The sequence below is a fragment of the Xanthomarina maritima genome, from assembly GCF_008084905.1.
Lineage (GTDB): Bacteria > Bacteroidota > Bacteroidia > Flavobacteriales > Flavobacteriaceae > Xanthomarina > Xanthomarina maritima.
Genome location: NZ_VSFC01000052.1, coordinates 385962 through 397525 on the forward strand (window position 1 = coordinate 385962; position 11564 = coordinate 397525).

At 29.6% G+C, this 11564-nt stretch carries 9 protein-coding genes; 3 read left to right on the forward strand and 6 right to left on the reverse strand.

Translation table 11 applies throughout. The features are described 5' to 3' along the window. Positions 1–51 precede the first annotated feature (51 nt). Together FVF61_RS11755 and lysS are read right to left on the reverse strand one after the other, a co-directional pair. On the reverse strand, positions 52–579 hold the full coding sequence (locus FVF61_RS11755; RefSeq protein WP_148456623.1) for a YceI family protein: 528 nt from the start codon (positions 577–579) through the stop codon (positions 52–54). 95 nt (positions 580–674) lie between these two features. Next, positions 675–2369 carry a lysine--tRNA ligase gene (lysS, locus tag FVF61_RS11760; protein ID WP_148456625.1) on the reverse strand — a complete coding sequence of 565 codons (1695 nt, stop codon included), beginning with the start codon at positions 2367–2369 and terminating at the stop codon, positions 675–677. A 148-nt stretch (positions 2370–2517) separates the two neighbouring features. Between lysS and FVF61_RS11765 the strand changes: the two genes are divergently transcribed. Continuing rightward, positions 2518–2676, forward strand: a complete 159-nt coding sequence (locus FVF61_RS11765; RefSeq protein WP_148456627.1) for a YqaE/Pmp3 family membrane protein — start codon at positions 2518–2520, stop codon at positions 2674–2676. Positions 2677–2695: 19 nt separating this feature from the next. Further along, positions 2696–3412: a lipoyl(octanoyl) transferase LipB gene (gene lipB / locus FVF61_RS11770; RefSeq protein ID WP_148456629.1), complete on the forward strand. Its 717-nt coding sequence runs from the start codon at positions 2696–2698 to the stop codon at positions 3410–3412. A 3-nt stretch (positions 3413–3415) separates the two neighbouring features. Here lipB and FVF61_RS11775 read toward each other — a convergent pair whose 3' ends face one another. The 4 genes from FVF61_RS11775 to FVF61_RS11790 all read right to left on the reverse strand — a co-directional run bounded on the left by FVF61_RS11775 (position 3416) and on the right by FVF61_RS11790 (position 9367). Then, complete coding sequence (locus FVF61_RS11775) at positions 3416–5062, reverse strand: serine hydrolase domain-containing protein (RefSeq protein WP_148456631.1); 1647 nt, start codon at positions 5060–5062, stop codon at positions 3416–3418. 137 nt (positions 5063–5199) lie between these two features. Next, positions 5200–6249, reverse strand: coding sequence for a nucleoid-associated protein (locus FVF61_RS11780; RefSeq protein WP_148456633.1), 1050 nt, complete (start codon positions 6247–6249; stop codon positions 5200–5202). 50 nt (positions 6250–6299) lie between these two features. Further along, a complete protein-coding gene (locus tag FVF61_RS11785; protein ID WP_148456635.1) occupies positions 6300–8735 on the reverse strand; it encodes a ribonuclease HII in 2436 nt (811 codons plus the stop codon). Between the two features lie 32 nt (positions 8736–8767). Then, positions 8768–9367, reverse strand: coding sequence for a ribonuclease HII (locus tag FVF61_RS11790; protein WP_148456637.1), 600 nt, complete (start codon positions 9365–9367; stop codon positions 8768–8770). Between the two features lie 165 nt (positions 9368–9532). Between FVF61_RS11790 and FVF61_RS11795 the strand changes: the two genes are divergently transcribed. Then, entirely contained in the window at positions 9533–11512 is a 1980-nt protein-coding gene (locus tag FVF61_RS11795; protein ID WP_148456639.1) for a putative porin, read from the forward strand. Positions 11513–11564: the final 52 nt, after the last annotated feature.

Sequence of the window (11564 nt, forward strand, 5' to 3'; positions counted from 1 at the left end):
AGATTTAGGTTTACTAATTTAAGTGAAAAATATAAACTATAAAAATTTCTATTAATTAACAATGCAAATAATGGTTACATCTGCTGTACTTCCTACTGTAAGAGTACCAGTATCTTCGCCAATTTTGTAATCTAATCTTTCAATTTCAAATGAACCTTTGAATGTATTATTAGAAAATTTAAAAGGGATTTCTACTGTTTTAGTAACTCCATGCATGGTTAATTCTCCTCTGGTTACATAATCTTTATCTTTAATACTAACCGAAGTTGATTTAAAACAAATATTAGGGTATTTTTCTACATGGAAGAAATCTTCTGTTTTTAAGTGAGTATCTCTTTTCTCATTATCGGTATTCACAGAAGCTGCATCAATACAAATATCGAAACTTGAATTATCAAGATCATTCTTATTAAAATTAAAATCACCTTTCATTCCATTAAAAGTACCTTTAACATTAAATACCATTCCTCCTTTAATTTTAAATTCAATAACAGATTTAGATGTGTCTATGGTTTGAGCCTGAATAAAACTGAAACTTAAGGAGCTAATAAGAAATATAAAAAGATAAAACGTTTTCATAAAAATGTATTTAAAATAAGTATTTCTATAAAGTTAAAAAAAAAAGGAACTACATGTCTGTAATTCCAATCTTATATTTTCGTTAAAAGTTGATTTTAAGTTATTTCAACAAACAAACCATCATCATTTTTTCCAACTTTGGCTGCTTTGTTTTTTGTTAAATCTTTAATGGCTTTATCCCATTTTTTGTTACTTAAACCAGATTGACTTTTTAAATCGTTTAAGTCCATTTTATCAGATTTATTTAAAATCTCTAAAACAGCTTTAGCGTCATCACTAATTGCTAAGGGTTTTTTCTCTGGTCTCATTTGAGGGAAGAACAACACTTCTTGAATAGATTGATTGTTTGTTAGAAACATGATTAGTCTGTCCATGCCAATTCCCATTCCAGAAGTTGGAGGCATGCCATATTCTAAAGCACGAAGAAAGTCGTGATCAATAAACTCAGTTGCTTCGTCGTCTCCTTTGGCAGCTAGTTTTAATTGATGTTCAAAACGCTCACGTTGGTCTATTGGGTCGTTCAATTCTGAATAGGCATTGGCAATTTCTTTTCCACAAACCATAAGCTCAAAACGTTCGGTTAATTCTGGATTCTCTCTGTGTTCTTTACACAACGGACTCATTTCTTTTGGATAATCTGTAATAAAGGTTGGTTGGATGTAATTACCTTCACATTTTTCACCAAAAATTTCATCAATTAGCTTGCCTTTTCCCATAGTGTCATCGACTTCAATTCCCATGTCTTTGGCTGCTTGTCTTATTTCAGATTCACTTTTACCAGTAATATCAAAGCCAGTAAAATGTTTGATAGAATCTGCCATAGTCACTCTAGCATAAGGTGCTTTAAAGTCAATGTCGTGTTTGCCAAATGTGGCTTTGGTTGTTCCGTTTACAGCAATAGCACAATGTTCTAAAAGTTGTTCGCAGAAATCCATCATCCAATTGTAGTCTTTATAAGCTACATAAATTTCCATAGCAGTAAACTCTGGATTATGAGTTTTGTCCATCCCTTCATTTCTGAAATTTTTAGAAAACTCATACACACCTTCAAATCCACCAACAATAAGACGCTTTAAATATAACTCGTTCGCAATTCGCATATATAGCGGAATATCCAAACTGTTATGATGTGTCATAAATGGTCTGGCTGCAGCTCCTCCAGGAATAGGTTGTAGGATTGGTGTTTCAACTTCAAAATAACCAGATTCATTAAAGAAATTACGCATGGCATTGAAAAGTTTTGTTCTTTTAATAAACACTTCCTTGACATGAGGATTTACTACCAAATCTGCATATCGTTGTCTGTAACGTAACTCAGGATCTGTAAAAGCATCATGCACATTTCCTTCTGCATCAGTTCTTGGTAAAGGCAATGGTCTAAGCGCTTTACTTAAAAGATGAAAGTCTTTTACCTTAACCGTTTTTTCACCTACTTTAGTAGTGAATAAAACGCCTTCAACACCTATAAAATCTCCTATATCTAGAAGCTTTTTATAAACTGTATTGTATTTTGTTTTGTCGTCTCCAGAACAGATTTCATCTCTATTAAAATACACTTGTATTCTGCCTTCGCTATCTTGAAGCTCAGCAAAACTAGCATTCCCTTGAATTCTCCGTGACATTAAACGTCCAGCAACAACTACTTTTTTACCTTCAGAAAAATCCTGTTTAACCTGTTTAGAAGTATGGTTGTAAGGGAATAAATCTGCTGGATACGGATTAATTCCTATTTCGCGTAATTTAGCTAGTTTGTCTCTACGTACTAATTCTTGTTCTGATAATTGCGACATATAAATATCTTAAATGATGTTATTTTTGAAGCCACAAAGATAATTACTATTCCTTAGGATATCAATTTAATATATTGGAAAATATTAGTGTAACAAATTGGTGAAAAATCATACTTATAAGTATATTTCATCAATTAAAAATAATCAAATGAGTTTTTGGCGTGTTTTACTATCTATTTTATGTCCACCTTTAGCTGTTATAGATAAAGGTTGTGGCTCTATACTAATTGTCTTCTTGCTATGGATTTGTGGTTGGGTACCAGGAGTTATTGCTGCTTTAGTAATTTTGAATAATCCGAAGTCTTAAAATTGTATCTTTGTAGTCTATGAATAAGATTATCGAATTACAAGATTTAGGAAGTAAAGATTATAAAGATACTTGGGACTATCAGGAGTTTTTATTTAAAGGTATTGTAGATACAAAAATAAAAAACAGACGTGAAGATGCTAATCTTGAAACCTCTAATTATTTCCTGTTTGTTGAACATCCACATGTTTATACTTTAGGGAAAAGTGGCGATATGAGTAATTTACTTATTAATGAAGAGCAACTTAAAGCTAAAGGAGCCAGCTTTTACAAAGTGAATAGAGGAGGAGATATTACTTATCATGGACCAGGACAAATTGTTGGCTATCCTATTTTAGATTTAGAAAACTTCTTTACAGACATCCATAAATACCTTCGTATATTAGAAGAAATGATAATCCTTACACTTGCTGAATATGGCTTAAAAGCAGAACGAAGTAAAGGTGAAACTGGCGTTTGGTTAGATGTTGAAACGCCTTTTGCAAGAAAAATTTGCGCTATGGGAGTTCGTGCTTCTCGTTGGGTGACTATGCATGGTTTTGCATTAAATGTGAATGCTAATTTAGGTTATTTTGATAATATGATTCCTTGTGGCATTCGTGGAAAAGCTGTAACATCTTTAAATGTAGAACTTGGTAAAAAGGAAGTGGACGAAGCTGAAGTAAAAGAAAAATTATTGAAACACTTTGCTGTTTTGTTTGAAGCTGAAGTTGTTAAACAGGATGTGAAGGTTTAGACTCTATTTCTTTTCAAATATTACATTAAGTGTACGACCACTATAAATACTTAATGCTATAATCTCGCCTTTTTCATTTCTGTTAAATTTGATATACAAGCCATAATCTGTGCCAAAAAAATCTTTGGAAATGGGTTTTAAAGTGATGTCTTCATTCCAACGATGTTTAACAATTAACTGGTTGTTTACAACATGAATATTATATACAGTTTCTAATTCACTGCTCCAATAGTCACCTTTAAAACTTACCAATTCTTCAGCTTTTGGGCTCCAAGATTCAACACGTTCAAAAACTTCTTTTGAGTTTGTTCTTATCGAAGTTAACTGAATCTTTCCGTTTGAAAGTTTTTCAATTAGTACTTGATCATCACTGCCATTGATACGGAAGATAGTAGGTTCGGTTGGAATCAGTTTTCTTCTGCTATTAATAGAAAGGGTGTCTTCCACTATGGTTAGATTAATAGTTTTGTTTAATGTAGATACTACATATAGACCAGATAATTGTTCCAACGCTTCTTTTTTAATAGGAATACCTTCATATTCAAAATCATTATCAATCATGAATTCTTCTAAAAGGACATCAGCAATTTTATTGATTGAAATAACACCATTTCTACCAAAATTTGAAACAGTAAAGATACCTGTATATTGATCTGGAAAATACATTAATTGCGTAATAAAAGCTTCGTGACCACCATTGTGACTATAAGTTTTTAGTCCACGATATGTGCCTATTTCAATACCAAGAGCATAACCTGAATTAATACCATTATTAAAAACAAATGGTTCAAGGAATAATTTGTTAACAGCATCTCCACCAAGCTTGGTCTTGCTATAATTGTTTATCCATTTTGTTATATCCTGAACGCTTGTATAAACATCTGCAGCACCAAAAATAGCACGATTACTTTTTTCATTTGTGTAACCAGAACTTTGATTAGAAGAGTAAGATTCAGCAGCATTAATAATAACCTCACCAACATGAGTTTCAATCTGTGTGTCGTTCATCTCTAAAGGTTTCAGAATGTTTAATGTTACCCATTTTGCTGCAGACATGCCAGCTGCTTTTTCAAAAACTTCTGCTAAAATAACCCAAGCTGTACTGTTATAAGTATAGGTTGAACCAGGTTCGAATTCTAATTGTGGTTGTTTTCTAACCACTTCCAAACACTCTTCCTGAGACAGTCGGTCGACACCAATGTTTCTGCCAGCAAGGCTTGACATAGTATAGGCTTCTCTGTAACCACTTGTATGAGAAAGAAGATGTCTTATAGTAACTGGTTGGTCAAATTCTGGCCAATCTTCAAGATATTTATTTACAGGATCGTCTAACTTTATTTTCCCTTCAACCTGTAACATGGCAAAAGCATAACCTAGGAATTGCTTAGAAACCGAGCCAATATTGTAAACCATTTTCGAATCGTTGGGAATTTTGTAAGACAAATTTGCTAATCCATAGCCTTTACTGAAAATGAGATTGCCATTCTGAACAATTCCAACTACTAATCCTGGAGTGTTATCTTTTACTGAAGAAGGAACCAAAGCATCGATTTTAGATTCTATATGGTTGAGGTCTATAACTTGCCCTTGTATGCTTGGCGAGTAAATTAATCCGATGATAATTAAAATAAATAAATAAACCTGCTTCATGATAATTGGTTATTAATATTGTTATCAGTTCATGAGTAAAGTAGATGTGTTATGGGGAGATTGTAAGGTATGAAAAATCTACTACTTATTTAGTAACTAATAATGATTATTGAAATCAACTATTATTTAATAACAAATTACCCTTCCGCATTAAAATACACTTTATAGAAATGCATTTTTTTCTCATCGTCGTAACCACGTTCTAGATATTCGCTGGAAGCTTCTGGCGCATCTATATCTAATTTTATTTGAATGTTGGTATCGAGTTTAATTTCGGTTTTAATTTTTTTCTTTTCTTTTTTAACAACAGCTTCAGCCACATCAAACTGATTTCTAATACGAATATCTTGTTCGCTTTCGAAGTTTTTTTTATAATCGTCGAATAAGGTTTTGTGTTTGTCTTCTTCGAAAATTTCATCCTTAAAACGTTCTATATTTATAATTTCATTTTCTTTAAAAAAATCAATGGTTTTTGCTAAAAAGGTATTTTGCTCTTGGTTGCCATAAGATATTTTTAAAATGTCTTCTGAAAAATCTTTACATAATTCGATGTATTGTTGTGTGTGACTATTTGCATCGTCTGCATATTTTATATTCAGGAAATGATTGGTCCAATATTGCGCATCATAATTATTATTGTCTGCACTTAAAACAATTGGTCCTTCGGCATCTGTCTGGTTTAAAATTATGCAGCCTTTATCAACTTTTTTAGAACTAATGCCTTTCTGGACCATCACATCATAACTATTATTCTCTAAATACGTTTGAAAGAAATTGACTTTGTTTTCAATTTTAAAAATACCCAAAGCATTTGTGGTAATTTCATTGAATTCTATCCCTTCGAACATCACAATCAATACGTCACCAGTTTTTATTTGTGCTGAATTAGACTGCTCGAACAAGTGTTTTACTATGTGTTTTGAAGTTTCAATAAACGCATCGTCTTCATTAAACATTTGAGAACTGTAAGTATTTATTTCGTTTAAAGAAATATCTGCATGATGATTAAACCTATAAGACTGAATCAAAGAACCAAAAGGTCTTAATAAAAAAAGCAGCATAAGCTCGTAACTAGCTTCATCAAAATGTACCTCTTTTTCTGAAAATGCATTTTTAGTGTTGTTTTGTTTGTTACCTACTTTGTGAATAATGCATTTTGAAATACTGGCATGGGTACGTTTTATCATAAGAAATTATCTAGCTTTAAGGCTATTAGGATTTAATTTTATTGAACAGGTTAATTGATCTGGTAAATAATAAACGAGTTATTGTCTGCTTTAGTTACAAATTCCAGATTTCTGTCTTTGTCTATATTGTCTAAAGTTATTTTAGAATTTCCGTAAACTGGAAAGTTTGAAATAGATTGTCCTTGGCTATCGAATAAATAGATTTTTTTGGACTGTAAATCGGTTACTGAAACATATATTTTATCGTAAATATAAAAGATTTCAGGATCTGTATAATTTCCGTAATCTAGTTCTATTGTTTTGGTTTTAATAATCAATTTGTTTTCAGATTGAGCAGCCAGTGTTTTACTTGTTGTTTCAATGTTATGTAAGTCTGTAAGATTTAGATTTTGTTCAGAGGTATTACCTTTAGTGTCTATTGTAACAAGTTTACCATATTTAGTAGTAGTTGTAAACTTGTTATTGTATAAATAAACAGCCTGATTAGAGTAGTTATAGTTTTTATTAACTGCCACTCGAGTTTTTCCAATCCTATCTAAAATATATAGTTTGTTGTTTGTTTTAAATAACAGATAATCGTTTCTTCCAATACGAATGTGTTGAGGTTGATGATTAAGAGCGCTTTCTGCATTTTTAAAAGTGAATCCTTTAACGGTTTTTCCTAATTGATCAACCATAAAGATACTTTTACCTTGGGTAATTAATAATCTGTAATTTCTGTTATTATCATAATCGAAAATAGAAAGAGGTTGCGTTATTTGATCGTTAAATTTTAATGGAAAAGGTGACACATCTTTTCCGTTTCTGTCTAAAACATACACACGATTTGAAGTGGCAAAAGCCAATTGAAGTCTACCATTTTTGTACATGTCTATTTGTTCAATTTTTCCAAGAACAGCTCCTTCTAATTGTTTTTTCCATAGTAATTTTCCTGTATTGGAAATAAGATATAGGTTATTTTTTACATCTTGAACTACTATTTCTTTTTGATTAGATTCATGATTAATTACAAGCTGAGGTATATTTAATAAGTCTTCATTTAATTTGATATTAAATTCTTCGGTAACTGAATTTTCTACAGCTTTTGTTTTACTCTTTTTTATTACAGCATTAACATGCGCATAATGATTATCGAATATAAATTGAATAGCTGAGCATTTATATTTTTCTAAATCTAAATTAAATTCTTCATCAATGATATTTTGAATAATACTATTTAATTTATTTGGATTTACAACTAACATCAAAGAAGCTTCGTCGCTTAAATTTTCTTTTATAGTTTCAAAATAAGATCTATCGTTTAATGTGGTGTTATTTTGGTAGTTTGCTATAATGTTTTGTAATGCTTCAACAGAATTTCCAAAAACAAAGAAATTGTCAATAACACAATACATATTGGCGTTTTTAAAACTTATTAATGGGGAAAAGGCATTACTAAATAAATCTGGCTGACTAAAATCGAAAATATTAATCTGCCTATAAGTTTCAATTAAAGATTGCTCGTTTGATAAAGCATCGTCTGTTGAGGTTTCATCTAAAGAATTTAAAACAATAGCTTGATTGTTTTCTTCAAAAATAACTCCAACTTCAACAATGTTATCAAAAAGTGTTGTTTCAGTATCTAGAGAATCTGAAAGTTTATATGTATCCAGATTCTTTCTAAAATTAGAATAGTTATTAAAGGTAAAACTCAAAAAGCCATCACTATTTGCAGGAGTAATTTTTGCCAGTAAATTTTCCTGTGGTATTGTGTTTTTAAAGATATTTATTAAGCTTTTTATAGAATCTGTTGCTTTAGTAATTCCGTTTAGTAAGATTTCATCTTGTTCTAAATCAACATCAACCAATAAATATTCAGTGAATTTTACATTTGCAGTAGAAGCTTGATTAAAAATAGAACCTAAAAGTTGACCATTTTTTTCATTGAAAATTATGGATAATTGACTATTTGGATCTGATGTATCTAAAAGGTTTTCTATTTCAATATTTTTGTTGTCCTTATTAATAGAATTAATTAATAAATCTTGAGTTGAGGCTCCAATTAAGAGGCTATCCTTAATTATACTAAAAACACTTTTATTATTAATAGTTGTTTTGGTAAATGTGTGCTGCTTTGTTTTTATAGTTTCTTCAGAATGATTTGGTAAAGAATCAATATTTAAAATATTTAGTTGGTATTTTGTAATGAAAGCGTATTGAAGACTATCTTTTTCATCTTCAACAAAACTTAATAAAATGTCATTATTAGTATTTAAATGTTTAAAAACTTCAAGTTTGTTAGTAATAGATTTATAAATATTTGATATAGATAAATCATTAAGTAAGTCGTTGTTTCGAATATTGCTATTTAAACTTTCAATATTTGAAATTTTTAAAACTAATGAAGGGTTTTCTGGAATAAAATCTGAAGGGCTACTTATTTTGTTATCAACGTTACAACCAGTAATTAGTAACAATATAAAGATGGAATAAAAAAATCTTTTCATTAACTTGAGGGGTTTTATGCAAATATAGTAAGTTATAGTTCTAATTTTAATTGATCTGGCAAGAGTCTAAAAGATTTTCTGTGATAATTTGTAATACCATATTTTTTTATGGCATTTCTATGTTCTTTTGTTGGATAACCTTTGTTTTTTCTCCAATTATACATAGGGAATTCTGTATGTAGTTTGTCCATAAAATCATCTCTATACGTTTTTGCTAGTATGGAAGCAGCAGCTATAGAAAGGTAATTGCTATCTCCTTTAATTATGGTTTGATGTGGAGTACTGGCAAAAGGTTTAAACCTGTTGCCATCAACAATAATAAATTCTGGGGTTGTTTTAAGATTTTCAATGGCTTGATGCATAGCCAAAATAGAAGCATTTAAAATATTAATTTCATCTATTTTCTCCGGAAACACATGTGCTACACTATAATCTAGAGCATGTTCTTCAATATATGGTCTTAAAATATTTCGTTTTTTTTCTGATAATTGCTTGGAATCATTTAAAACAGAATTTTTAAAACCTATTGGTAGAATAACAGCAGCTGCAGTTACTGGTCCAGAAAGGCATCCTCTTCCAGCTTCATCTGTGCCACATTCCAAAGTAAAATCAGAGTAATTTAATTTCAGCATTTATATAAATCTTAAGAATAAGACGTTATTATTAATTGTAATATTGTTCATTATAAATAAATACCTATAAGATATTTTCTATTTTTGACGAAAATTAGATGTCTATCTATTAATTGTATCAAATAAAAACCTGATTTAGGCTGTTAAAAGGTCTTAAAAATAATTATGAGAAAAATATTATTAGCATTTTTTTTAATAGGTGTTGTTAATCTAGGATTTTCTCAAATTTCGCCTACTCGTAATAAAGATCAAAATCAAGAAGGCTTAATTAAAAATGAAAATTATCAAGACGATTCTTATCAAGGTTCTACTAAAAGTACAAGTAACGAAAATATTAAAAATAAAGATGCTAAAATAGATATGTACTTAATTATCTCACATAAAAGTGATACAACTTATGTAGATACGACTCTTACTGTTAAAAAAGAATATAAATTTAACTATTTGAGAAAAGATAATTTTAACCTAATGCCTTTCTCAAATGTAGGCCAGTCTTATAATACCTTAATATATATGTTTAATGATAATAATTTAATGCCTTCATTTGGAGCAAGAGCTAGACATTTTAATTATATGGAAATTGAAGATATTAATTATTATCATGTTCCAACTCCATTTACAGATTTGTATTATAAAACGGCTTTCGAACAAGGTCAACAAGTAGATGCATTTTTTACGGCAAATACATCTAAACAATTTAATTTTTCAATTGCTTATAAAGGATTAAGATCTTTAGGTAAATACCAACATGCTCTTACAAGTACAGGAAATTTTAGATTTACTTCTAGTTACAAAACTAAAGATAATAGATATATAGCAAATGGACATATAGTTATGCAAGATTTGCTTAATGAAGAAAATGGAGGTTTACAGGATAGTAATGTGCCTTATTTTGAGTCTGGTAATCCCGAGTTTAAAGATAGAGATTTGTTAGCTGTAAATTTTGAAGATGCAGAAAACATTTTAAAAGGCAAACGTTTTTACTTAAATCATAAATACATTATTAATAAGAAGATTGATTCTTTAACTAAAAATAAATTAAGTGTTGGACAAGTTATAGCTTTTGAAGACAAGTATTATGAATATAACCAAGATGATCAAAACGATTATTTTGGAGGAGCTTTTAGGCAAGATGATTTGAGAGATAGAGTAACATTAGAAGATTTTAATACAAAGTTATATGCTAATTATAGTAACAATATAGTTGGAGATATTCAGTTTAATACTACTTATAATAATTTTAATTATGGCTATGATAAAGTTACTTATATAAATAGCAATCTAATTACCAATAGGCTAAAAGGAGATGTTATTTCAATAGGAGGAACTTATTTTAAAAATATTAAAGGATTCAATATAGAAGGTGAATTCGGTTTGAATGTATCAGGAGATTTTGAAGGAAACTTTTTAATGGGAAAGGCTTCATATCAATTTACTGATGATATTTTGTTTAGTGCAAAAATAAACCATTCATCTAGAGCTCCTAATTACAATTATCTATTGTATCAAAGTGTCTATGAAAATTATAATTGGGAAACAAGCTTTAATAATACAGAAACACAGAATATAGAATTTGTGTTTCAGTCTAATAAAATTGCTAATTTATCATTAAATATTACTTCAATTAACGACTATGCTTACTTTAAAAAAGTATCTGATACTGGTTTAGTAAAACCTTTTCAAAGCAATAAAGCAATTAGTTATTTATCCATTAAGTTGGAAAAAGAGTTTAGATATAAGAAGTTTGCTTTAGATAATTCAATAGTATACCAAACTGTTAATGATGACAATCAAGTTTTCAATGTTCCAGAATTTGTAACAAGAAATACACTTTATTATTCTGATTACTTTTTTAAGAAAGCTTTGTTTCTACAAACAGGAATTACATTTAATTACTTCTCTAATTATTATATGAATGGTTACGATCCTCTTCTAGCAGAATTCTATGTTCAAACAGATAGAGAATATGGAGGCTTTCCTAGATTTGATTTTTTTGTAAATGCAAAGATACAACAGGCAAGAATCTATTTCAAGGCAGAGCATTTTAATTCTGCATGGACTGGATATGATTTTTATTCTGCGCCAAATCATCCATACCGAGACTTTGTTATTCGCTTCGGATTAGTTTGGAACTTCTTTTTATAATCTTTAAACAAGTGACACCAATGTATCAGTTATTCTTAGACATTTAGTGGTT